The 21297-nt window shown below is 41.6% G+C and carries 26 protein-coding genes; 8 read left to right on the top strand and 18 right to left on the bottom strand.

Annotation, left to right across the window (positions count from 1 at the left end; all coding sequences use genetic code 11):
• Window positions 1-176: 176 nt before the first annotated feature.
• Window positions 177-449, bottom strand: coding sequence for a YfhJ family protein (locus MHI16_RS04490; RefSeq protein ID WP_003217809.1), 273 nt, complete (start codon window positions 447-449; stop codon window positions 177-179).
• A gap of 116 nt (window positions 450-565) precedes the next feature.
• Between MHI16_RS04490 and MHI16_RS04485 the strand changes: the two genes are divergently transcribed.
• Window positions 566-715, top strand: a complete 150-nt coding sequence (locus MHI16_RS04485; RefSeq protein ID WP_003217849.1) for a small, acid-soluble spore protein K — start codon at window positions 566-568, stop codon at window positions 713-715.
• A gap of 25 nt (window positions 716-740) precedes the next feature.
• Entirely contained in the window at window positions 741-914 is a 174-nt protein-coding gene (locus MHI16_RS04480) for a YpzG family protein (RefSeq protein ID WP_003217811.1), read from the top strand.
• Between the two features lie 22 nt (window positions 915-936).
• Here MHI16_RS04480 and MHI16_RS04475 read toward each other — a convergent pair whose 3' ends face one another.
• On the bottom strand, window positions 937-1251 hold the full coding sequence (locus tag MHI16_RS04475; RefSeq protein ID WP_061407135.1) for a YfhH family protein: 315 nt from the start codon (window positions 1249-1251) through the stop codon (window positions 937-939).
• 3 nt (window positions 1252-1254) lie between these two features.
• Complete coding sequence (recX, locus tag MHI16_RS04470; protein WP_061407133.1) at window positions 1255-2046, bottom strand: recombination regulator RecX; 792 nt, start codon at window positions 2044-2046, stop codon at window positions 1255-1257.
• 94 nt (window positions 2047-2140) lie between these two features.
• On the opposite strand from recX, the gene MHI16_RS04465 reads away from it, so the two are divergent.
• From MHI16_RS04465 to MHI16_RS04455, 3 genes are all read left to right on the top strand, one after another.
• Entirely contained in the window at window positions 2141-3037 is an 897-nt protein-coding gene (locus MHI16_RS04465; RefSeq protein ID WP_061407131.1) for a TIGR01777 family oxidoreductase, read from the top strand.
• 52 nt (window positions 3038-3089) lie between these two features.
• Window positions 3090-3200: a YfhE family protein gene (locus tag MHI16_RS04460; RefSeq protein ID WP_017358836.1), complete on the top strand. Its 111-nt coding sequence runs from the start codon at window positions 3090-3092 to the stop codon at window positions 3198-3200.
• A gap of 61 nt (window positions 3201-3261) precedes the next feature.
• Complete coding sequence (locus tag MHI16_RS04455) at window positions 3262-3417, top strand: YfhD family protein (protein ID WP_003217852.1); 156 nt, start codon at window positions 3262-3264, stop codon at window positions 3415-3417.
• Between the two features lie 35 nt (window positions 3418-3452).
• On the opposite strand, the gene MHI16_RS04450 is transcribed toward MHI16_RS04455, so the two are convergent.
• A complete protein-coding gene (locus MHI16_RS04450; RefSeq protein WP_061407129.1) occupies window positions 3453-4040 on the bottom strand; it encodes a nitroreductase in 588 nt (195 codons plus the stop codon).
• Between the two features lie 272 nt (window positions 4041-4312).
• On the opposite strand from MHI16_RS04450, the gene MHI16_RS04445 reads away from it, so the two are divergent.
• Window positions 4313-5569, top strand: a complete 1257-nt coding sequence (locus MHI16_RS04445) for a transcriptional regulator (RefSeq protein ID WP_061407125.1) — start codon at window positions 4313-4315, stop codon at window positions 5567-5569.
• A gap of 36 nt (window positions 5570-5605) precedes the next feature.
• On the opposite strand, the gene MHI16_RS04440 is transcribed toward MHI16_RS04445, so the two are convergent.
• From MHI16_RS04440 to mprF, 3 genes are all read right to left on the bottom strand, one after another.
• Window positions 5606-6073, bottom strand: a complete 468-nt coding sequence (locus tag MHI16_RS04440) for a DUF393 domain-containing protein (protein ID WP_058015767.1) — start codon at window positions 6071-6073, stop codon at window positions 5606-5608.
• Window positions 6074-6410: 337 nt separating this feature from the next.
• Complete coding sequence (locus MHI16_RS04435) at window positions 6411-6959, bottom strand: thioredoxin family protein (RefSeq protein WP_058015766.1); 549 nt, start codon at window positions 6957-6959, stop codon at window positions 6411-6413.
• Between the two features lie 91 nt (window positions 6960-7050).
• Complete coding sequence (gene mprF / locus MHI16_RS04430; protein WP_058015765.1) at window positions 7051-9621, bottom strand: bifunctional lysylphosphatidylglycerol flippase/synthetase MprF; 2571 nt, start codon at window positions 9619-9621, stop codon at window positions 7051-7053.
• Between the two features lie 168 nt (window positions 9622-9789).
• On the opposite strand from mprF, the gene MHI16_RS04425 reads away from it, so the two are divergent.
• Window positions 9790-10269 carry a MarR family transcriptional regulator gene (locus MHI16_RS04425; RefSeq protein WP_003217817.1) on the top strand — a complete coding sequence of 160 codons (480 nt, stop codon included), beginning with the start codon at window positions 9790-9792 and terminating at the stop codon, window positions 10267-10269.
• Between the two features lie 22 nt (window positions 10270-10291).
• On the opposite strand, the gene MHI16_RS04420 is transcribed toward MHI16_RS04425, so the two are convergent.
• The 6 genes from MHI16_RS04420 to MHI16_RS04395 form a co-directional block, all read right to left on the bottom strand.
• Window positions 10292-10576: a hypothetical protein gene (locus MHI16_RS04420; protein WP_058015764.1), complete on the bottom strand. Its 285-nt coding sequence runs from the start codon at window positions 10574-10576 to the stop codon at window positions 10292-10294.
• Window positions 10577-10588: 12 nt separating this feature from the next.
• The gene (locus tag MHI16_RS04415) at window positions 10589-11116 is read right to left on the bottom strand and encodes a YfiT family bacillithiol transferase (protein WP_058015763.1); all 528 of its coding nucleotides are present in this window, start codon (window positions 11114-11116) and stop codon (window positions 10589-10591) included.
• A complete protein-coding gene (locus tag MHI16_RS04410) occupies window positions 11113-12138 on the bottom strand; it encodes a zinc-binding alcohol dehydrogenase family protein (protein ID WP_058015762.1) in 1026 nt (341 codons plus the stop codon). Before MHI16_RS04410 ends, MHI16_RS04415 begins: the two co-directional genes overlap by 4 nt.
• 88 nt (window positions 12139-12226) lie before the next feature.
• Window positions 12227-12730 carry a hypothetical protein gene (locus MHI16_RS04405; protein WP_058015793.1) on the bottom strand — a complete coding sequence of 168 codons (504 nt, stop codon included), beginning with the start codon at window positions 12728-12730 and terminating at the stop codon, window positions 12227-12229.
• Window positions 12731-12826: 96 nt separating this feature from the next.
• The gene (locus tag MHI16_RS04400) at window positions 12827-13573 is read right to left on the bottom strand and encodes an anti-sigma factor (RefSeq protein ID WP_058015761.1); all 747 of its coding nucleotides are present in this window, start codon (window positions 13571-13573) and stop codon (window positions 12827-12829) included.
• The gene (locus tag MHI16_RS04395) at window positions 13570-14136 is read right to left on the bottom strand and encodes a sigma-70 family RNA polymerase sigma factor (RefSeq protein WP_050944756.1); all 567 of its coding nucleotides are present in this window, start codon (window positions 14134-14136) and stop codon (window positions 13570-13572) included. The genes MHI16_RS04400 and MHI16_RS04395 overlap by 4 nt, the downstream gene beginning before the upstream one ends.
• 356 nt (window positions 14137-14492) lie before the next feature.
• Here MHI16_RS04395 and MHI16_RS04390 point away from each other — a divergent pair, with 356 nt between their 5' ends.
• Window positions 14493-14819, top strand: a complete 327-nt coding sequence (locus tag MHI16_RS04390) for a YnfA family protein (RefSeq protein ID WP_058015760.1) — start codon at window positions 14493-14495, stop codon at window positions 14817-14819.
• A gap of 76 nt (window positions 14820-14895) precedes the next feature.
• Here the strand turns inward: MHI16_RS04390 and MHI16_RS04385 are convergent, their stop codons facing one another.
• The 5 genes from MHI16_RS04385 to MHI16_RS04365 form a co-directional block, all read right to left on the bottom strand.
• Window positions 14896-16611: an ABC transporter ATP-binding protein gene (locus MHI16_RS04385; protein WP_058015759.1), complete on the bottom strand. Its 1716-nt coding sequence runs from the start codon at window positions 16609-16611 to the stop codon at window positions 14896-14898.
• Window positions 16612-16623: 12 nt separating this feature from the next.
• On the bottom strand, window positions 16624-17550 hold the full coding sequence (locus tag MHI16_RS04380) for an ABC transporter substrate-binding protein (RefSeq protein WP_268465893.1): 927 nt from the start codon (window positions 17548-17550) through the stop codon (window positions 16624-16626).
• 110 nt (window positions 17551-17660) lie between these two features.
• Window positions 17661-19280, bottom strand: a complete 1620-nt coding sequence (locus MHI16_RS04375) for an AraC family transcriptional regulator (RefSeq protein ID WP_268465896.1) — start codon at window positions 19278-19280, stop codon at window positions 17661-17663.
• 75 nt (window positions 19281-19355) lie between these two features.
• Window positions 19356-20396, bottom strand: coding sequence for an NAD(P)/FAD-dependent oxidoreductase (locus MHI16_RS04370; RefSeq protein ID WP_268465898.1), 1041 nt, complete (start codon window positions 20394-20396; stop codon window positions 19356-19358).
• A gap of 152 nt (window positions 20397-20548) precedes the next feature.
• Window positions 20549-21178: a rhamnogalacturonan acetylesterase gene (locus MHI16_RS04365; RefSeq protein ID WP_039167979.1), complete on the bottom strand. Its 630-nt coding sequence runs from the start codon at window positions 21176-21178 to the stop codon at window positions 20549-20551.
• Between the last annotated feature and the right edge of the window lie 119 nt (window positions 21179-21297).

Below are 21297 nucleotides of genomic sequence, written 5' to 3'. Positions count from 1 at the left end.
CCATTATATCAAAGTTTTATTTCCATTGATTTTCAGCAAGATGAATTTAATGTAATTTTAAGTTTAACCATTGTAAAAAGCCTGTAATTTCGATCACAGACTGGGTATTGTATCATAAAATTGTTTACTCATTTATATATTTTCCTATTTATTGAAAAAGATGAGGGGCACTTCTTTTAATGAAGCAGCCCTTTATTCTGCTCTTGTAGATGCTCGTTTGCCTTCGATTGTTTATTTTGGAATAAATGCAGCTGCGCACCGTAGCTCTCAATCCACTCTTGGACAATCCGTTCAGTTGTTTCCTGTCCTTTATACTTGTGGCCAGCCTTTGCATAGGTCGTTTCAAAATCACTCCAAAGCAGCTCTACCCATGTACGTGCTTCGTCATATGTCAGCATATTGTTTTTTTCCATCAGTTGTTCTGTTAATCGCTCAAAGTATTGTTCCATGTCGGTTCCTCCTTCATCTAGCAGAAAGTGCCTTTTTAAAAAAAACTCTTTTTTCATATACTACCCTTACGTCTTCAAAAGACGCAAATGATTTGTATTGTTTGGAGGGAATCGAAATGCGTAATAAAGCAAAAGGCTTTCCAAATCAAGTGAATCACAAATTTGAAGGCGAGCCAGGCGCCACAGATGCTTATGCGTCTAAAAGGCCGAATGGTGAGACGAATACACGTCCACAGGAACGAATGAGGGCATCAGGGAAACGCTAATTTTTCCAAAGGGAGTGCTTGAGATATGAGTTCAAATGGGAAATCGTATATGGAAGACTTTGTTCAATTAAGGACAACCGCTTACCCTCAACCATGGGCGAATGCAAAGCATTCTGCCTCTCAGGTCAACGGAGAAACGCAGCAAACGCAGCACGACATCGTACTTCAGAACAACGTCCGTAAACAACGTTCGAAGTAAAGAAAAGGACTGATCTCTCGGATCAGTCCTTTTTCGTAAGCATTGAAATTGGCAGTGCATCTTCTTTATTTGGGGCTGATACTCTGTGTCCCCACGCAAATACACCATTTAAATATTCCACGTAAAACTCATCATCTGTATCTTTGATTTGATAAGTCGTTTTCGTTTGAATCAAGGCTGGATCTACTAAGTAGGCTTTGGCCATATCGATTTTCCGTTCTAAGACGGCATATTCATTCACAATGCCAAGCTGCTCAGCCTTACGTGCTTTTTCTGAAAGAGAGGCTATCTCCTGCTTCAATTCGTATTCCGTCATCTCACTATAACGTTTGTCCATCTGTCATTCCCCTTTGTCTAAAACGTGATCAATTGTGTCGAGATCAAAGCCTTTTCTGAATAAAAATTGCTTCACCTTCATCCTCTTTTCAAATGATCCGTCGTATCCTACCTTTCGTTTTGCCTTCTCCATCATATAAAGGAGCGCTTCTTCTTCCTTTTCCTCTTCTTGTCCATCATAGGCTTCTTGAAGGGCTTTATCAATGATCTCAAACGAAAATCCTTTTCGCTGCAGCTGCAGCTTGATGCGCTGCTCGATCTCTTTTGCGGAACGATTTTTTTCTTTTCTCACAAGCTTCTGAACCTGCTTCACAGCTTCCTCCAGCTGTAAGTCATCAGGATATTGCGATAGTGCTTGTTCAATGTTGTCATCATCTATCCCTTTGAGCTTTAGCTCTTTTTTCAGGACGGACGGCCCTTTGCTGTTCGTTTTACGGTGGGTGCTGACATAGGCTTCCGCAAATTCAAGATCATTTACATACTTGTAATGCTTTAATTTGTGTATAATTTCACTAATGGCAGGTGCCGGGATTTCTTTTTTCGTCAAGTAATCTGTGACTTCTTTCACCGATCTCATTCGGTAGGATAAATAATCGACGGCCTGCTGAAATCCTTTTTTCACAGCATCACCGAATTGAATGTCGATGATATCGGCTTCATCCAGCTCTTTTCCCTTTTTCAAATCGTGCTGGACGAGCACATCTAGATCCACGCTAAAGGCGTACTTTTCATCAAGAAAGACGTTTACCCGCTCTGTATTGTTTTTTTGAGCGGAGATTTTTGTAATATAGGGCATCCTGTGATCACTCCTTTTTTCAAACAGTCAGGATGTTTCTTCTGATTCAAAATCGTGAAAGATATAGGTATGTATATGAGAGGAGAGATGTCAATTGAATATCGCCATCACCGGAGGAACCGGTTTTATCGGCCAGCACGTCACGAAAGTGCTCGCTGCTGAAGGACATCATCTATATATTTTAACAAGAAATCCAAAGGAATCCGAACAAAATCATTTACACTATGTGCAGTGGCTGACAGAAGGTGCTGCGCCTGAACATGAATTGCCTGCGATTGATGTCTGGATTAACCTTGCTGGAAAATCCATTTTCACCCGCTGGACAGACAAGGCAAAAGAAGGCATCCTCTCTAGCCGTATTCAATCCACACAAGAAGTAAGGCGCATTATAGAAGCGCAGGAATCGAAACCATCTGTGCTCATTCAAGCAAGTGCTGTCGGAATTTATGGCACGTCTCAAACAGGAGATTTTACAGAGGAATCACCTCCTGCGGATACTGATTTCTTAAGTCATACATCCAAGCGTTGGGAAGCTGAGGGGCAAAAGATTGAAGCACTCGGCATTCGTACCGTCTACACACGCTTCGGCGTCGTGTTAGGAGAAAATGGTACCTTGCCACTGATGACACTGCCATATAAACTATTTGCCGGCGGAACGATTGGCTCCGGCTCGCAATGGGTTTCATGGGTTCATGTCGAAGATGTAGCACATCTCATTGCTTATGCCATACACAATGACGACATCTCAGGTCCACTCAATGTCACATCACCGAATCCTGTTCAAATGAAGCAGCTTGGACAAACGATAGCGTCTACCCTTCACCGCCCTCACTGGCTGAAGGTCCCATCCTTTGTCATTCGAACGGCACTTGGCGAAATGTCATTACTTGTTTTAGAAGGTCAGCGTGCGCTGCCGAAGAAGGCATTGCTTTCTTCTTATGACTTTTTGCATCCTGAATTAAAAGAAGCGATTTTGCATTCAAAGGAATAATTTTTGTCAAAAACACCCATCCTATTAGAAATGAGATGAGGGGGCGATTTTGATGAAGAAAAAAGAACACCAGCCAACTTCAAAGCTGAAGAAAACCCAGGAAGTCCTGTATCAGCAGGAATTCAAAAAAGCGGAAAGAGCAGCAGAAAAAAGAAACAAATAAGATGGATATTCCACTCCAACAAGCACATAACTAAAGTGATCTTGTAAAGGAGGGAAAGGCTTTGAAAAAAGACCAACACCAAAAAGCCAATCACGAACTTGCAGCACAAGAGTCGGATGGCGAATATGTTGAATTTTCCAAAGAACTTGCAGATCCGAATGACGTAAAAGCAATGGCACGTATGAAAGCAGCCGACCAGCGCGCCAAAAAACAATAAGTAAAAAGCAGACCCATTAGCGGTCTGCTTTTCTTTTATTTGATTTCAGTAAGAAGACTTGATGCTTTCTGACGTGATTTTTCCTCAGGCACCTCTTCTGGATAACCAATATGAAGGATGGCAGCAAACCGCTCGTTTTCCTTTAGACCCATGTCCTGTTGAAAGCCTTTGTCGTATAAGATGCGGCCGCTCTTCCAGACCATACCGATTCCTTGATCCCAAGCAAGCAGCTGGAAGTTTTGAATGAGTGCGCTCACAGCGGCAAAATCATCATTTCTCACTACTGGGTTTTCGTCTTCCTTTAACACTACAAGTAAAAGGGCTGGAACTTTTGAAAAGTAATCTCTATATTGATTGATCTTTTCTTCCTTTGCATCTGGATTGTTGCGTTTGAAGAACGCAACGAAGCGATCAACAAATGTCGCTTTCGCTTCATCCGTCACCGCATATAGAAAGCGCCACGGCTCCGTAATTTTATGATTCGGTGCATAGACCGCATCCTCTAATAACGGCTGAAGCTGCTCAATGGTCACAGGCGTTTCTTTGAATTTCCGAATGGATCGTCTATATCTGACAGCGTCTCGTACCGTTAACGCTTCTGTTTGTTGTTTGATTTCTGGCATATGTGTCATCCTTTCAATCAATCTTAATTGAAATTGATTCTCATTCACATTATAAACATCATTTCGAGCAGTTGCAAATGATGTTTCCCATCCCGTCTGCTAAAAAGTTGTTTGAGTTTTTCAAGTAATGTTACAATCATATTACGTTTTAAACAAATTTTGATAAAAAAGCCAAGATGATGAAATGATTTCAGGTATTCCCATTTTGTCTGATTCGGTTCTTTTGTCAAAAGGCTTTCAACCCATGATTGGAAGGGAGGCTTCTGGATGGAATGAAAATCAATATCGGGCAAATCATTAAGCTCTACCGGTATAAACAAAATATGACCCAATCTGAATTGGCAGAAGGAATTTGTTCTGTCTCTCATTTAAGTAAAATCGAAAATGGCTCAAAAGAGGCCAATCAAGATACGATCAATTTATTGCTTGAACGACTCGGCATCAGTCAAGAAACGCTGTCACAAAAGGCGCGTCACCTGCTGTCACTCTTGGATGAGTTTCAAATGAATATGTATTTCTATGCACTCGATCAAGCGGAACAAAATGCAGAAATGATCATTCAGCACGAGGAACAGTTCTTTTCGCTGGATTTAGGCATTCAGTATCATTTGTCCTTATTTCAATTTTATTTATTATCGGACAAGCAGCCGCTTGCCTTAAAAACACACCGCGTGCTGAAAAAATTTGAAAAAACCTTTATTGAAACGGAAAAAGAAATATTTGAATATCTAGATGGCATTCATCTCATTAAAAATGGTCAGCTTGAAGAAGGCATAAAGAAACTGGAGAGCTGCTTTTCTTATGCGTCTGTTGAACAAAGTGACCTGTATTATCACTATGCAAAAGCACTTGGAAACATGGGACATCTTGGTGATGCGCTTGAAGCAACCCATCAAGCGATGGATTTATATAGACAAAAGAACAATTTCAAACGGATCATTCACTGCACACTCATTCATGGCGTGATCTCACTGGAACTAAAAGCCTTTCAAACGGCGAAGAAATATTTAAAAGAAGTGATTTTGCACACATCCCTTTATCCTGATGCCTATATTAAAATGACCGCATATTTTTATTACGGGGTACTTTTAAAACGGGAAGGTGATTTCTCTTCAGCTGTGCCTTATTTACTAGATTCACTCAATTACTTTAATCAAGAACAGATAGAAGACCGGTACTGTGAAACTCTGTATGAAATCGCGACATTATATGCTGAATACGACCGCAAAAAGGCACTTCCCTACATACATGAGCTGTTAAAACAGCCTCGTATTCAGCCAAACTGTTTATATATGATCAAAATCTATAAATTGATGATTGAGGAAAACCCTCTTGATTTGAAAACCTATTTGATCGAAGCAGCCCTTCCTTACTTTAAACACAATGAGCTGCACAGTGAGTACTTATTTGCTCTAAGAACCTTGCTTTCCTATGCGGCTTCTGAGCTTGACGAACGTACCTATATGTCCTACACGAAAACGCTGCTTCATCATCTTGCATCATATGTCCCCTATTACAAAAAAGCATGACCTTCTGCCGATCGAAGGTCATGCTTTTCCTATTCATTAAATGGTCTTCTGTTGATCTGTATCAGGACGGGTGACTTGTTTGACTGAATGGACATACCGCTTTCTCGCAAAGTAATCGTACGCATGCTGCCCAAAGCCTAACCAAATGCTGAGCACGATGAATGGGATCGTTCCCCATAATGCAGGGATATTGCAAGCAATTTTCAGCAATGTATAGATCCCCGAATTTTTTTGGTTTTTGGCTAAGGAAATTGACACGATCCGCTTTTCTGCCTTTTCTTCACTTATTTTGTTCAGTTTGAGCAGCTGCGAGTGTCGAAAGGATTCAAAATGAATACGGTTCTTCCAATCGAGAGCTTTCAACAAGTCTATCGCTTTTGCACATGAAGGACTTTGCCCGTCATAAAACACAAGCAGCCTAAGTGATTTGATGGAACGCTGTTCTCTTTTTTTCGATTCAGCGAGCTTCTTTTTTTCTTGATCGAGATAAATGATTTTTTTCATAGATTGATCGCCAGCCCTTTTCCGTCATTTGTTTTTTTAGTTCGTTCAAAGGAGATTACAACTAGATTACTATAGTTGCTGGGCCTCTTGTATTGGGAAAAAGCAAACCAACGTGCGTTATATGAGCCTTTAGATAAGGGCAAAATTAAGGTTTTCATGGCACATATGAGGTTTTTCAACTAAAAATGGTTGGGAAAATCGTGATGCGTTGCGGTTTTCTGCGGTTTTTTGTAGAATTCTGCGGTTTTTCTACATCTTTATGCGGTGTTTTGTAGGTGAAACGCAAAAACAAGATAAAAAAAGACTACTTCCCGTTGCGGCGAAGTAGTCTTTTGGTTTATATTTTTTCCAAAACTTCTACTATTTCTTTCTCAATATCTTTCCATAAGTAACGATCTGTCGTATAGTGATGTGCGGCTTCTTTCGCAAATACTTGAAAAGCTTCCTCAAAATCAGGAGCATCCTTGTCTGGTTTTTTCTCATCAACAAAGCGCTGTGCTTCTGTTGAGCGTGGTCCCCATTTTCCTACTTCATTCCCGTCTTGATCAATGATCACGATAATCGGAATCGATCTTGCGGTTCCGTTCGTTAAATACTGATCCATCAGGTCTAGATGCTCGTCCCGAATGAAATAGCGCGCTTCAATGAGTGCTTCACTTGCAATACGCATGAAAATTGGTACATTGACCATCGCATCTCCGCACCAATCCGCTGTGATGACAAGCGCTCTGAGCTTTTTCTTTTGCAGCTTTTGAAGCAGCTCTTTTTCTTTTTGATGAATTGCGTACTGGTTGTACACCGTGAGTAGATTTTCTCGGTTTTTCTCCATGTTGTGTACATATGTACGTTCAGTTAATCCCTTTGCAAACCATTCATTTAATGTCATATTTACATCCCCCTTACTCTTCAACTTTACCACTTTTGCTATTCTTTTGTCTAAAAAAACCTTCACCTAGTGAAAGGTAAAGGTTTTTGATCTATGGACGCCGGCTGCGATTTGGGTCCATCCCTATCAGCTTGGTGACAAGCACCATTGTGACAGGTAAAGATGTATTCTTTTTATACGCTAAATATTTTCCGCGCCATTCAGGTTTATATTTCTGTTTAAACGATCGTAATCCACTGAAGCTGTACATAAATCTGACGTTGTTGAAAATAACACTCGCCAAACGCTCCGTGAGAAAGGACTGATGAAATGTTCCTACATTTGATAAAGGCGCCATTCCCATGTTAAAGGATTTGTAGCCTTTTTCTTTCGCCCATTGAAAAAGGTGGATAAACAGCGCATCCATCATCCCGTTCGGTGCATCATGCATATGACGCATAAGGTCGATCGATATCTCCCCTTCTTGATACATCGGCATTAATGACACAAAAGAAATGATCTCCCCATGTTCATCCTTCAGTATCGCAATTGGTGCTTTTTGAAGATAATCTTCTTGAAAATAGCCGAGCGAAAACCCTTTTTCTTTTTTCTTTCCAAGCCAGCTATCAGAAATCTGTTTTAAGGTTGAGATCAGCTCATCTGAAAAAGGAGGTTCCAGCATGTCAAACGTATAGCCTTCTCGTTCAAACTTATTGGCCACAGCCCGTAAATTTGATTTTTTCTTACCGGAGAGAGAGAACGTTTCTAAATCGACCATGGCTTCTTCTCCAAGCTTAAAGAAATGAAAGCCTAAGTCATGGTAGAGCGCCATCCCTTCCCGTTCTACTTGATAAAAAGCGACGCGATAGCCTGCTTTTTCTGTCTGCTGTAAAAACTCTTCAAGCACTAGTGGATAGGATGCTTTACGTCCAGAAGGATCTCCGAGCACAATGACGCAGCGGCCAATGCGTCCAAATTGAAGCATCGCCTCTCCATCACTTGAGAAAAATAATTTTTTATCGCCTAAAAAGCCAAGATGACTAAGGGCATTGCCGCCCTTTTCTTCTAAAAATGTTTTTAGTTTTTCCTCATCTGCTTTTTCTCCAATCGGAAATGCTTTCTTATTAAAAATCAATTTACTAATGAAGAAGAAAAGCGGTACACCGATAAGCGCAATCATGCTTGTCATCGTGATGTGCCGTTCATTATGCACGAGGTAATCCTTACTCAAGAAATGCCCGATTTTGGTCCAAATAAAGTTACCGATGACATTATAGTTAAACAGGACGAGTAAATAACCAGCGGCAGCCGCTACAAACTGATACAACGAATAAGGAGCCTGCTGCTTCACAAATTGATTTCGAAGAGAGAAAAAGACAGCCATGATGACTGGCAGTATAAAGATAAGACTTAAGTTAAAGCCTTTTAACAAAGTAAACACAAAGCCGCCTGCTAGGGCGATCATCGTCAGCACGTATGATCTTTTCGTTCGTTTGTACACTTCAATGGACAAAACCATCAGGATAATGCCGAACATTAAAGAAAGACCATTAAATCCTGATAACAAAAAGCGTGGAATGCTCGTAATTACACCTAATCGATCGACAGGAAGGACAACAGACGCCATAATGAGCAAGCCGCTTCCAAAGGTTAAAATTGATAATGATCCGTACAGTAAACGGATTAATAAAGCACGGTGCAGCACAATTAAGACGTTCGTTGTTTCTACGGCTGGTGCCATTCTGGGATTGCCTTCAAGACGTCTAAGCGTCGTTCCCGTTAAATCATAAGCAGCTAGACAAAGCCCAAGGATAAACGGGAAGATCGAGTACACGAAGCGGTACAAAACGAGCGCCGTCAGCACCATCTCTTTATCAAACCCAATGTACTGCATACTCAATAAAAAGATGAGGTCAAACGAACCAAAACCGCCCGGAACCATACTGATTAAACCGCCAATTGACGCAATCGCAAATACGCCTAATACAATCCGGACATCGACATTCATCCCCATAGAGACGACAGCCATGTACATGACAAGACCAGCTGCGAGCCATTCTAAAAACGATGCACCAATATAAGCGTAAATCGGATGCTTCAGTCCGCTTTCACCGCTCTCAATTGAGCTTTTTCGTATGGACGCCATAATGATGTAAATAGGCACAATACAAGCAAAGATGATCACAAAAGCCCACAGCCACGGCTCTTGGCTGATAATACTTTCAACAGGAAGCACCCTCACCAAGATCAGATCGCTGAAAATAGATAAGCCCAAAAGGACCGAGGAAGTCAAAAGGGCAATGCCTTTGAGCAGTTTTTTCGTATCGGTTATGTACTCCTTATATAGAAGTGTTCTAAGCCCTGCTCCTGATAGACCGCCGAACCCAAGGACACTGTTAAAGGAGTTCGCAATCCAAGAAATGCGAATCGTTTTCCAGCCGCTGATGGGCATATTCAGGCTTTTTCGTAAAATAAAATCATATAAGGACATCGATAACACTGCAACCAGTCCAAGAAAGACAAGAATAAACAAGTCCATTCGATTCAAGCTGTCAATGATATAAAACGTTTTTTTAATGGAAAGGCCGCTCAGTTCCTTCTTGGCGACAAAAATTAAGACAAGGATAATCACGATCGGAAAAAGCATTTTTAAGATCGTCATACCCGTTTTTTTGTTCCACATGTTTTTCCCAACTTTCTAAGTTGCTTCATTTATTTCGACTGAACATTATTATACAACAAATACCACTTGATTCATGCAGTTTAACATTCAAAAGCTTGACGAACCTTTCAATTAGAAGTAAAAATCAGTAATATAGAGAAAAGAGCCGCTTAAAGGAAGTGAACAAGCGTGGAATACAATATTCATGACACCACAGTATTAAAAGAAGAGATTCTATCTCCAGAGGAAAAAAAGACATGGGTGCTTTATATGAAAGTACTCACAGCTGCAGGTCTTGGAGATGTGTCAGAATGGATGAAGCTCGATATGAGTATGCCTCAAATGAAGGTACTCATGCTGCTCAATAACCATGGCTCTCTCAAGGTATCCGAAATCGCTGAAAAAATGGGCGCTTCTTTGTCCAATATGACAGGTCTGCTTGATCGGTTAGAACAGTCTCATTTTGTTGAACGAAAGCACTCTGAGCGTGACCGGAGAATCATTGTCGTCGAACTAACTGAGGAAGCGAAAAATATTTTCAGAAGCATTTATCAAAAAGGACACGAAAAAATCAAAAACTCCCTGCAACGGCTCAATGACGAGGAAAAAGAAAAAGTCAACGAAGGGCTGGCTATTTTAGAAAAAGCACTGCGTCCTGAACGCGGCTAAACATGAAAAGGAAAAAAGACGGTCACTTGAGATCCGTCTTTTTTAGTTCTTCTTCTACTTGTTTATCTGAGAGAATGAAGGTTTTTTGAAGAACGACTCTGTCATCCCATAAAAGATAGGCTAAACCGATGATGAGAAATAGAATGCTGATCCACGTACCGCCAGGGAGCAGCTGTTCAAGTTCCTCAATCGTTCTTTCTGAGCCTAAGCTGTTACTATAGCGTATCTCAAAAAGCACATATTTCGCTAAATAAAACAATGCCGCCATACAGATAAACATGGCGCCGACAATTCTTCTACCAGACATGCGTTTACTCCTTTAATTCCACTGATTTCTTTTGATTAATTCCGTGATATGAGCAAGGTGATGCTTTGAGTGCCAGACGTACATACCTGTTGCATCATATAAGGATACCGTTTGTTGATCGGCTGGGTGATAATAAGAAGCGTTGAAGTCTTCCTCTGACATTCCCCGCAGTAAAGTGACCCACCTGCGATGCAGACTGCTGATTAAGGGCAGTGATAGGCTGATGGGCGCTTTGCTGTCTGGAAGCTCGGCGAATCCCGCCTGATCATATGGACGTATGTGCGGTGTTTCTTCTGTGAGCGCAAGCTTGAATCGTAAGTATGCATTCAGATGACTGTCTGCTACATGATGAATAAGTTGACGGACAGTCCATCCTCCAGGCCGATAAGGTGTATCCAGCTGAGCAGCTGTCAATTGATTGGTGACCGTTTCATATTCTTGGGGAATCTCAGCCAACTGATCAATCCATGACTCTAGCTGTTCCTTTGTTTTATTTTCAACCGGTTCATATAAGCCAATCGGATATTGTAATGACGTCATACCCTCTCCCCTTTCTCAAATCCTTCTAGTACAAATTTACCAATCATCTTTCCTTGTTCAAGGGTTTGATGTGCCTGCTTCAAGTTAGAAGCATTGATCGGACTGAGAACCTTTGTTAAGGTATGCGTTATTTTTCCCTGCTCAAATAACTCACCCGCCTCTGTCAAAAGCTCATGCTGTTTGATCATGTCCGCTGTTTCATACATAGGGCGTGTGAACATGAATTCCCATACAAATGCCGCACTTTTATTTTTGAGTAATTGAATGTCTAGGTTGTGCTGATTCTCGACAATGGTACAGATCGTGCCTTGCGGTTTTATGGCTTCTGCCATGCCTTTGAAATGTCCGTCTGTATCATTTAGGCATAAAATGAAATCCACTTCGCCTATTTCTTTTTCCTGAAGCTGCGCAAGAAGCGGCTCATGATGATCAATGATATGATCAGCACCTAATGACAGACACCACTCTCTTGTTTCAGGTCTCGATGCAGTGGCGATCACAGTGGCATTTGCTAATTTGGCTAGTTGTATGGCAATAGAACCTACTCCGCCTGCACCGCCGATGATGAGCAGTGTTGCCCCTTCTGCATTTCGTTTCATATGCATCCGGTCAAATAACGCTTCATATGCCGTAATCGTCGTCAGAGGCATCGCGGCTGCTTCTGCAAAGGATAGATTGGCAGGCCTTTTTGCCACAATCCGTTCATCCACAAGCTGATACTCACTATTTGAGCCTTGACGCGTGATATCTCCCGCATAGTATACGTGATCACCTGGCTGAAATAATGTACACGCTTCGCCGACTTCAACAACTGTACCGCTTGCATCATAGCCAAGAATTTTCAGTTTTTCTTCCTTCTGATCCTTCGGTGATCTCACTTTCGTATCAACTGGATTCACTGACACAGCCTCTATCTTCACCAGTATATCCCTACCCGTTGCTTTAGACTCTTCTACTTCCTGATCCATCAAGCTTTGCTCATGCTCGATCGGTAAGTACTCCAATAGTCCAACAGCTTTCACTCGCTTGCACTCCCTTTCTCTATGCTTCTTTTCCACATTTTATCATAATTTTCTGATGTTTATGGGTAATCAAACGAGTGAATGCACATTAAGAACTCTTCAAAGCCTTTCTCTCCCTTGCTATATAAGAAGGGCGTGCCTTTTGCAATGAAGGAACATAGGAAAACCAGCTTGTGGATTTAAAGAATAGCTGAACGTAATAAAACTGGATGTGCTGAAGGGAAAAGAGCATGAATAGAAAAATAGCTAGTAAAAGAGTTAGGTGATCAGCTGCTCCATGTATCCATTCCGTGATAAAGAAAACAACAAAACCGATCATGATCAACTGTTCCAGCCTTTGCATGAGCTGGGTCAAGACATGTCCTCGTTTCGATAGATCACCAGACTGGCGCTTCCTGATCTTTCTCGATTTATAAAACCAAATGGTACATTCTACTAAGTTATGAGTCATAAAAAGAGCGATGAGGGCGATCAATAAAGGTGATGGGGTATAAAGGACTTGTGCAACGAATGGAAACACTAAAAAATAACATGCAATACATGCGTGTCTCACTGATAAGAGAAATAGTTCTTTTTCTATGTATGGTTTCATCTGTTTCACCTCCATATGTACTACGTCTGCTCTGCCATAAAGTTCCCTCTGCTTATCAAAAAAGGATGCCAAAAAGGCATCCTTCCTGAATCATATTTAAAATGCAGCGCTTAGTACGACAGGTCCTTGCGGCAGCTTGTTATCCTTTTTTGGTTCAAGGGTGACTGCCACGGTATCCCATGATTCGCTTGCTTCTTTTTCAGATAACGCATAGGTGACGGTTCCTTCTCCTTTGTTATCTGTTTTAAAGGCACCAGCTGGTACCGGCTGATCTCCTTTAATGAGCCACACTTGATAAACAGCAGATGAATCAAGCTGATCCTTTAATCCGTCTGCACTCACAACCAGCTCTTTTTTGCCGTTATGCTCAATCACTGAAAAAGCACCCGTTGTTTTTGGTGATGCGGCTGATGCCAGTGATTTTGTCGCAACAACTCTGACAGGTTCTTCCGCCTGTTCTTTTCCATTCAATAAGAAATACACGTTTCCAGCTGCTGAAATGAGAAGCAGTGCGGCAACGAGCGGCAATAGCCACTGGTTTCGTTTCTTTTGAAGTGGTTTCATCTCGTTTGGTTCACGTACTGCCTTGAGGTCTTTTCTATGGCTATTCTTTTCTTCGACTGTCTCTTCTTCAAACACCTGGGATAAAATACGGTCTTTCATCCCTGCCGGAGGTGTTTGGTCACCTGCTAGAAATGGAATGTCAGACATGAGCGATGTCAATTCTTCAAGCTCTTCTTTGCAAGCTGAGCAGTGCTTGAGATGCTCTTCAAATTGTGCTTTTTCCTCTCCTTGGATATGCCCGTTGAAATAATCAATCACTTGATGTTTACACTGAGTCATGCCTCTTCCTCCTTTCCTCCGCGAGACAGTCTCGTCCGTAAGTGCTTCAATGACAATCGAACTCTTCCCTTCACCGTTCCAATGGGGATGCCTAGCTTTTCAGCAATGCTTTTTTGTGTCATTCCTTTAAAATAGACATCTTCTATGATGGTTTGCTGTTCTTTTGACAATGTAGATACTGCTTCACGTATGATTTGTTTTTCCTCGTTCCATTCGACTTCCTTTGATACATCTTCTTGATGATCGGCTAAATATTCAATATGCTCATCTTCTAGTGCCGTTTCGTTCCGGTGCTTTCTTAGAAGATCAATGGCCGTGTTGCGTGACATCATGAATAACCACGATGAGAATTTCCCTTTATCCGTATGGTATTCTCCTATGCCGCGCCAGAGCTTGATAAAGACTTCTTGAAGCACTTCCTCCGCAAGTTCACGGCTTCCAGTCATTTTATAAATAAACGAATATAACACACGTTCATAACGATCATACAGCACTTCAAGCGAAGGCTTGTGACGATCAAATTTGATCTTGTGATATAGCTCAGAATCTTTCAGTGTATCCATGGTCATCTCCTTCCTTTTTCATGAGAAAGAGCATGCTGCATTCATCATGAAATCCTTCACGTATTGCTTATCACTCGATTTGCTGAAATAAGCCTACTTTGTACTTTACTCTTTTTTCAAGGAGAAAAAAAGAGCGCCGAAAAAGGAAATGTGCTCCTCATGAGAATGTACTTACTGTACGAAAAGCAAGGCCATTTGGATCACTTATATCTAAAAAGTCAAGAATCCATGTGTTTCCATTCTCTGTTCAGTTGATTTTAGCAAACTCTCATGTCCCTCACAATGGAAATGAAGTAGAACGCATTTTTTCAACATGTCATAATAGAAGGTAACGAAATGAATTGGAGTGTCCTTACATGATGTTGACGATCGTTCTTTTTTTATTAGCAGGAATAGCAGAAATTGGCGGCGGCTATCTTGTGTGGCTTTGGCTGCGTGAAGCAAAACCTATCAGCTTCGGGATCGCCGGCAGCCTCATCCTCGTCGCTTATGGGGTCATCCCTACCTTCCAGCAGTTCCCAACTTTCGGACGGGTTTATGCGGCCTATGGCGGTGTATTTGTGGTTCTTGCTGTGTTTTGGGGCTGGTGGGTCGATCGAAAAACGCCTGATCTCTATGACTGGATGGGTGCTTTGATCTGTTTAGCCGGGGTCAGTGTGATGTTATTTGCGCCCCGCAGTTAATTGTCTCATGTCTACAAAACAAAAAGGGCTAAAATAAGGTTATTTTAGCCCTTTGTCTTCTTTTTTAGCGCAAAATTTACATTCTAAATTGTGTTTCGTATAACCGGCGGTACAGACCGTTCATTTTGAGTAACTCTTCATGTTTTCCTTGCTCTTTTACGCCTTCTTTTGTGAGAACGATAATGCGGTCAGCATGCTGTATTGTCGCTAAACGATGCGCAATAATAAAGGTCGTTCGTCCCTGAGCCAGCTCTTCTAGTGATGCTTGGATAAAAGACTCTGTCTCGGTATCAAGCGAAGAGGTCGCCTCATCTAAAATGAAAATCGGCGGATTTTTTAAGAAAATACGTGCTATGGAGATACGCTGCTTTTGTCCGCCAGATAACATCATCCCGCGCTCACCAATGATCGTATCAAGCCCTTTTGGCAAACTATTGACTAAATCCATCAGCTGAGCCTTCTCTACTGCCTGCCAAATTTCCTCTTCCGATGCATCCAGTTTTCCGTATAGGATGTTTTCACGTATCGTTCCATGAAATAAATAAATCTCTTGCTGCACGACACCAATTTGAGAACGCAGCGATGCAAGTGTCATCTTTCTCGTTTCTATGCCATCAATTGTAATGCTCCCCTCCTGCCATTCATAAAAACGGGGAATCAGACTGCAAAGGGTCGATTTCCCAGCACCAGATGGGCCGACAATGGCAATTTTCTCTCCTTGTTTGACCTCTAGATTGATGTCATGCAGCACGGGTTTGTTTGATTCATATTGAAAAGAAACGTGGTCAAAAATGATATTCCCTTTTAACTGCTGGACTTCGATTGCATCCTCATCATCCTTTTCATCTGGTGTTTGATCGATGAGTGATGCGAATCGTTTAAAGCCGGCTGCACCTTTTGGATACATTTCAATGACTGCATTAATTTGTTGAATTGGTCCTAAGAAAATACCTGTTAATAGGACGAATGAAACAAATTCGCCATACGTCATATTTTTTTGCAATACAAACCATGCACCACACACGAGGCCAAATACCGTGACGCTTTTAATGAGGAAATGACTCACTGCTGTATGAACTGCCATCATTTGATACGTTGTCAGTTTTGTTTTTCTAAACTCCTCGTTATGCTCGATAAAACGATCCATTTCATGTGACTCATTTCCGAATGCTTTCACCACACGAATGCCGCTAATATTGTTTTCCACTCGTGAATGGAATTGTCCAATGCTTGAAAACATGTTATCAAAAGCAGCAGACATTTTTTTCGTAAAGTAGACGGATAATCCGATCAAAAATGGAACGACAATAAATGTAAGGACCGCAAGCTGCCAGTTAATCGATAGCATGAGGCCAAACGCGCCCGTTAATGTCATAATGGCAATAAATAAATCCTCTGGGCCGTGATGTGCCATCTCTCCAATATCCATTAAGTCATTGGTCATACGAGAAACGAGCTTACCTGTTTTCTTTTGGTCAAAGAAGCGGAAGGACATTCTCTGTACATGAGAGAATAGCTGGTTCCTCATATCAGTCTCAATATTGATGCCCAGCTTATGGCCAAAATAGGTCACAACGTAATGCATGGTGGAGCTGATAACGTATAAAACAAGCAGCAAACTGCCCCAGAACCAAATGGCTTCCCAATTACCATTTGGCAGTAAATCGTCCATCACTTTACTGATGGCTAGTGGAAAGGATAGTTCGAGTAAGGCCGCCAGTACCGCACAGGAAAAATCTAATATAAATAGTCCCATATAGGGTTTGTAGTATGAAAAAAAGCGTTTAAACAATTGACAGACCTCCTACTGATGAGATAAATCTGTCAATATATCAGCAAATTTTTCAGCTTGATTCATGACTGCAATTGGATCATAAGGCCAAAAGAATTCTGCATCTAGTTGATAGGTTTGCTCTTTTTTGACAGCTTTTAAACTCTTCCAAATGGAATTATTTTTATCAAATGTCCCGCCATTTGATTCATCAATGAATATATAATCTCCTGCATATTTCGGAAGGGTTTCATAGGAGAGTACTTCGTAGCCTGTTTTACTGTTTAAAATTATATCTTCGACCTGCTTTGGTGGGTTCATTTGCAGTTGTTGATATAGTGCCTGTCCACCTCGGTAAATTCCGTTCCCATACACATACACATCGTTTTTAAACGCGCCCATGATGGAAACTGTGTCATTCTCTTTTAATGCAGACTTCACTTTTTTTCGAGCTGTTTCGATTCGTTGATCAAAGGAGGCGAGAAACGCCTTTCCTTCCGCTTCTTTGTTTAACACTTTAGCCAAAGTCTTGATTTCTTCCTGTGCATCTTTGAATGAATTGTAAGGGTATACGAGTGTTGGCGCTATTTTTTTATACACATCATAGACTTTTTCGTCCTGTACTGCTGTGATAATCAGATCAGGCTTTAAGCTGAGTACTTTTTCAGCTGAACGTTCGTCACTCATGTCCTCTATGCCTTTGATCTTGTCCTTCAAGTGTACATTCTTTAAATCTTGTGTTGTTGCACCTACAGGGTGAACATCCAAAGCAATGGCACTGCCTAAATATCCATCTATGAGAATGCGTTTTGGGTTTGCCGGAATGTCGATTTTTCCTTTTACGGTCTCAATGGTTTTTGTTTGTTCCTTTGTTTCTGCCGTTTTGGCTTGTTCTTTATGACCACATGCTGACAATACCAGCATGAGGATGACAGCACATATCCAATATGCCTTTTTCATATGAGTATTCCTCCTTCATTTCCCCGATATAAATGAGAACAGTTATCAATTACTAGTCTCATGTATTCTAACAACCTCGTACGAAATGGTCTATGGAGGATTCTCGCAACTTACATATGGACAATTGTTGGATCGGCTACCTGAGTCAATTGAGAGACAAATCGGTTCATTAAATGAATCACCCGCTCCCCCTCATCAAATCGAAACTCCTCTAGCTTTAGTGGATAGAAGGTTCCGTTTTTCACAGAGGATAATTGACGAAGAACATCGCTTTCCTCCAGCCGCTGATCCATTTGTTCATACCACCCATGTTCAACGCTTACAATAAAAAACATGTGATCCGCCTCGAATTCTCTTAGCCTCTCTAAAGGAATGACTGTATGTTGATTAGGGAGAAGAACTTCTTCTAGAATCGTCTTCGGAGGCTTTAAGTCAAGCGTTTCATAAAGGTAGAAGGCGCCTCTAGCATCATAGGACCACATATACACTTTGTCATGTCCTCTCATTTCATAAATCGCCACTGTCTCTCCTTTTTCCCTAAAGGAAGATAGATCATTTCTTGCCTTTTGACTCACATGTTTGAAGCGTTTCACCCAATCATCTGCCTCTTTCTCTCTTCCTAACAGGCGGCCTGTAGATAAGACTTCTTGTACCACATGACCACCGCCATATGGCAAAACAAGGACAGGGGCAATCCGCTCCAAGCGCTTGATCAACTCAGGCTTCGAATAAAAATAGTTAGGAATGATGATTAAATCTAGTTGAAGTGATTTAAAAACGTCATCAGGCGTGTCTTCATCTATGACCAGCGCACCGGCCAGCTGATCTTTGAGTATATCTGAATGAAGAAAGGTTTCTTTGTCAATGCAGACAGGGCGAATGCCTAGCGCGACCAATGTTCCGACAAATTGAAAAGCAGCAATCCGCTCTGGTCTTCGATTGTTTCGGAACTGACTAGGGGTCCTTCCTGTCTTCCGCCTGAAGATCCTGCTGAAATATAAACTGTCTGTATAGCCCACTTGCCGCGCAATCATTTGAATTTGATCATCTGTTTGCAGAAGACGTTTTTTTGCTTCATCCATTCGAATTTGGGCAATATAGTCCGTCACACTTAGTCCCATACTTTGTTTGAAAAAGGTCGAAAAATAGCTCTCATGAAAACCCATCTTATGGGCTAAGTCTTTTCTCGTTAGCTTTTTTTCATAATGCTGCGCCATATATTGCAAAATCATTTCAATAGAATAATGGACCTTCTCAGTGTATAGCTTGGATTGACGGTGAAAGATGTGCATGATGTCCTCCAGCCCTTTCACCTGTTCTTGGGTGCTTTGACTCGTCTTCATTTGACTCGTCTTCATTTGTTTGATGCAGGAAAAAAGCATGGCAGAGCCTTTGACCATCGATCCATTATCCGGGAGATCGTCATAATTCATCTTATAGACCAATTCATTTTGCGCATCATTTGCCAGGGTAAATTGGTTAAAGGTGATTGTGTGAATTGACACCTCCTCGCTTGATAAAGATTGGAGCATGACGTTTATACCTGAGCGAATCAATATACTGTCTTTTGCGTTTAGCTGATATTGTAATCCTTCCATTTCAATTCTCACAGATCCATCGCAAGTCAAGAACATAGGGGAAGATGTTTGCCAGGAGACTGTTTGTTTGACAGAAAGAGATCGCTCTCTACTTTCTTTCATGCGCAGAATGGTATGAGTACGGGTTGTCATTTTCTCTTTCTCCTTCCATATAAAAAAAGTGCTAAAATTTTAGCACTTCAATGGTTGACTGGATGTTCCTGTTCATTAACGAGCGCCAGCCGTTTGCAATTCTTTGTTTTTCTCTTTAAAGCGTTCGTTATGAGAAGAAACATACGCCACTTTTTCGGCTTCTGGCTCGATATACAGCTTTGCACTATTGAGCGCATTGACTCCGTCAACAAATGCCCCAGCAATTAAGCGGACCTTGCTTTTATGTGTACATAAATCGCCTACCGCATAGACGCCCGGTAAATTGGTTTCCATTTTTTCATTGACCTCGATTAGTCCCCATTCACCTTGCTTGAGTCCCCATTCTGATAGCACGCTTAAATCGCCTTTCATACCGTGGTTGACGATGACAGCGTCTGTTTCTATTCGTTCGATTTCACCTGTCTCTAAATGTTGAATAGTGACAGCATCAATTTTGTCACCTTGACCATGAAGTTCCGTCAGTTCATGTGGGGTTAAAATTCGTGTGCAAGATGCTTTCATGTTGGCGACGTTTTTCTCATGTCCGCCAAACATGTCACGGCGATGCACGACGGTGACACTTTCAGCAATTGGAACAAGGGCATTTGCCCAGTCAACCGCAGAATCGCCGCCTCCAGAGATGACCACTCGCTTTCCTGCAAATGTCTTAAGCTCCTGCACTGTGTAATAAAGGTTTGTCACTTCATAACGGTCTGCATGCTCGATTTCAAGTTTCCGCTGAACAGGAATACCGTGGCCCATTGCTAAAATGAGGGTCTTCGTCAAATGGCGATCACCATTCTCAGCTGTCAGCAAAATGTTCTGATGTTCATCGCGCTCGAATGACGTGATTTTTTGATTCAGTGCAATCTCTGGTTCAAATGTTTTCGCCTGCGTTTCCAGCTGCTGAATCAACTGTTCACCTCTTGTTGGCGGCAAACCGCCTACATCCCAAATGACCTTTTCAGGATACAGTAGGATTTTCCCGCCAAGGCTTTCGTTATACTCAAGTACCTTCGTCTTTAAATCCCGCATCCCACTATAAAAGGCGGTGTACATTCCTGCTGGACCGCCGCCAATAATGGTGACGTCAAATAATTCAAGTTGTTCTGTCATTTGAGTCCCTCCAGTTTTTCATCGATTGATCTATTTATAAGTGATATTGATTCTCATTATCATATGTACCTATTGTAGTCTACTCTGGTGAAGGGAATCAATAGCTTTCTGCAAAAAAGAACAGGACGAGCGCTTTCTCGTCCTGTCCTCCATCACACAATCGTTAATCCAAGGTCCTTTAATTCCAGCGAAACAAGTCTTGCAATCGCATCTGCTCCTTCTTTTGTAAAGTGCGTGCGATCCTCTATGCCTGTTGACAGCATAAAGTAAGAAGTCGTTTTCTCTATGCCGGAAATTTGATAAAACTGAAGGCTTGCCGTATTTAAATCTACAAGAAGGACTTCTTCTTCATCAGCTAGTTCTTTCATAGCGGCACAGTAATCAGGGAAATCATTGATATATTCTCCGTCTTTTTCATGAAAGCGGCCAACTGGCGTTAATAAAAGCGGTGTAGCTCCTTTCGCTCTTGCTCCGTGAATATATTGAGACAAATAGCTTTTATACGTTGTGAAAGGATCTGTATGCCGTTCGGGCTTCTCCGTTGAAGCATCATTGTGCCCCATTTGTGTAAACAGCCAGTCCCCAGGCTGAATGTCAGCCAATATTTTATCAAGCCGTCCTTCTTCAATGAATGTTTTTGAGCTTCTTCCACCGATTGCGCGGTTGTCGACGCTCACACCCTGCGCTGTGTAGCGATGTAAAAACTCTCCCCACCCTCCTTGAACAGGACGATCTGGGTAAGATGAAACGGTTGAATCACCAGCTAAATAGATGGTTGTCATGTTCATACGCCCCCTTTTTCATATAGCCACTCTAATAAGCGATGCGGACATCCAAGTGGCTGCTGAAAAGATATGAAACAATCAGCATCGCTACTTCATTCATTCTCTTTTTAATGATC

This window comes from Bacillus sp. FSL K6-0923 (assembly GCF_038630825.1).
Taxonomy (GTDB): Bacteria; Bacillota; Bacilli; order Bacillales; family Bacillaceae; genus Bacillus; species Bacillus pumilus.
This window is presented reverse-complemented; position numbering and strand designations above follow the sequence as displayed.

Excerpts from the sequence above, each read along its gene's own strand:
- MHI16_RS04490 (WP_003217809.1), bottom strand. The coding sequence starts at position 449 with ATGGAACAATACTTTGAGCGATTAACAGAACAACTGATGGAAAAAAAC.
- MHI16_RS04485 (WP_003217849.1), top strand. The coding sequence starts at position 566 with ATGCGTAATAAAGCAAAAGGCTTTCCAAATCAAGTGAATCACAAATTT.
- MHI16_RS04480 (WP_003217811.1), top strand. The coding sequence starts at position 741 with ATGAGTTCAAATGGGAAATCGTATATGGAAGACTTTGTTCAATTAAGG.
- MHI16_RS04475 (WP_061407135.1), bottom strand. The coding sequence starts at position 1,251 with ATGGACAAACGTTATAGTGAGATGACGGAATACGAATTGAAGCAGGAG.
- recX (WP_061407133.1), bottom strand. The coding sequence starts at position 2,046 with ATGCCCTATATTACAAAAATCTCCGCTCAAAAAAACAATACAGAGCGG.
- MHI16_RS04460 (WP_017358836.1), top strand. The coding sequence starts at position 3,090 with ATGAAGAAAAAAGAACACCAGCCAACTTCAAAGCTGAAGAAAACCCAG.
- MHI16_RS04450 (WP_061407129.1), bottom strand. The coding sequence starts at position 4,040 with ATGCCAGAAATCAAACAACAAACAGAAGCGTTAACGGTACGAGACGCT.
- MHI16_RS04445 (WP_061407125.1), top strand. The coding sequence starts at position 4,313 with ATGAAAATCAATATCGGGCAAATCATTAAGCTCTACCGGTATAAACAA.
- MHI16_RS04440 (WP_058015767.1), bottom strand. The coding sequence starts at position 6,073 with ATGAAAAAAATCATTTATCTCGATCAAGAAAAAAAGAAGCTCGCTGAA.
- MHI16_RS04435 (WP_058015766.1), bottom strand. The coding sequence starts at position 6,959 with ATGACATTAAATGAATGGTTTGCAAAGGGATTAACTGAACGTACATAT.
- mprF (WP_058015765.1), bottom strand. The coding sequence starts at position 9,621 with ATGTGGAACAAAAAAACGGGTATGACGATCTTAAAAATGCTTTTTCCG.
- MHI16_RS04420 (WP_058015764.1), bottom strand. The coding sequence starts at position 10,576 with ATGTCTGGTAGAAGAATTGTCGGCGCCATGTTTATCTGTATGGCGGCA.
- MHI16_RS04415 (WP_058015763.1), bottom strand. The coding sequence starts at position 11,116 with ATGACGTCATTACAATATCCGATTGGCTTATATGAACCGGTTGAAAAT.
- MHI16_RS04405 (WP_058015793.1), bottom strand. The coding sequence starts at position 12,730 with ATGAAACCATACATAGAAAAAGAACTATTTCTCTTATCAGTGAGACAC.
- MHI16_RS04400 (WP_058015761.1), bottom strand. The coding sequence starts at position 13,573 with ATGACTCAGTGTAAACATCAAGTGATTGATTATTTCAACGGGCATATC.
- MHI16_RS04395 (WP_050944756.1), bottom strand. The coding sequence starts at position 14,136 with ATGGATACACTGAAAGATTCTGAGCTATATCACAAGATCAAATTTGAT.
- MHI16_RS04390 (WP_058015760.1), top strand. The coding sequence starts at position 14,493 with ATGATGTTGACGATCGTTCTTTTTTTATTAGCAGGAATAGCAGAAATT.
- MHI16_RS04380 (WP_268465893.1), bottom strand. The coding sequence starts at position 17,550 with ATGAAAAAGGCATATTGGATATGTGCTGTCATCCTCATGCTGGTATTG.
- MHI16_RS04375 (WP_268465896.1), bottom strand. The coding sequence starts at position 19,280 with ATGACAACCCGTACTCATACCATTCTGCGCATGAAAGAAAGTAGAGAG.
- MHI16_RS04370 (WP_268465898.1), bottom strand. The coding sequence starts at position 20,396 with ATGACAGAACAACTTGAATTATTTGACGTCACCATTATTGGCGGCGGT.
- MHI16_RS04365 (WP_039167979.1), bottom strand. The coding sequence starts at position 21,178 with ATGACAACCATCTATTTAGCTGGTGATTCAACCGTTTCATCTTACCCA.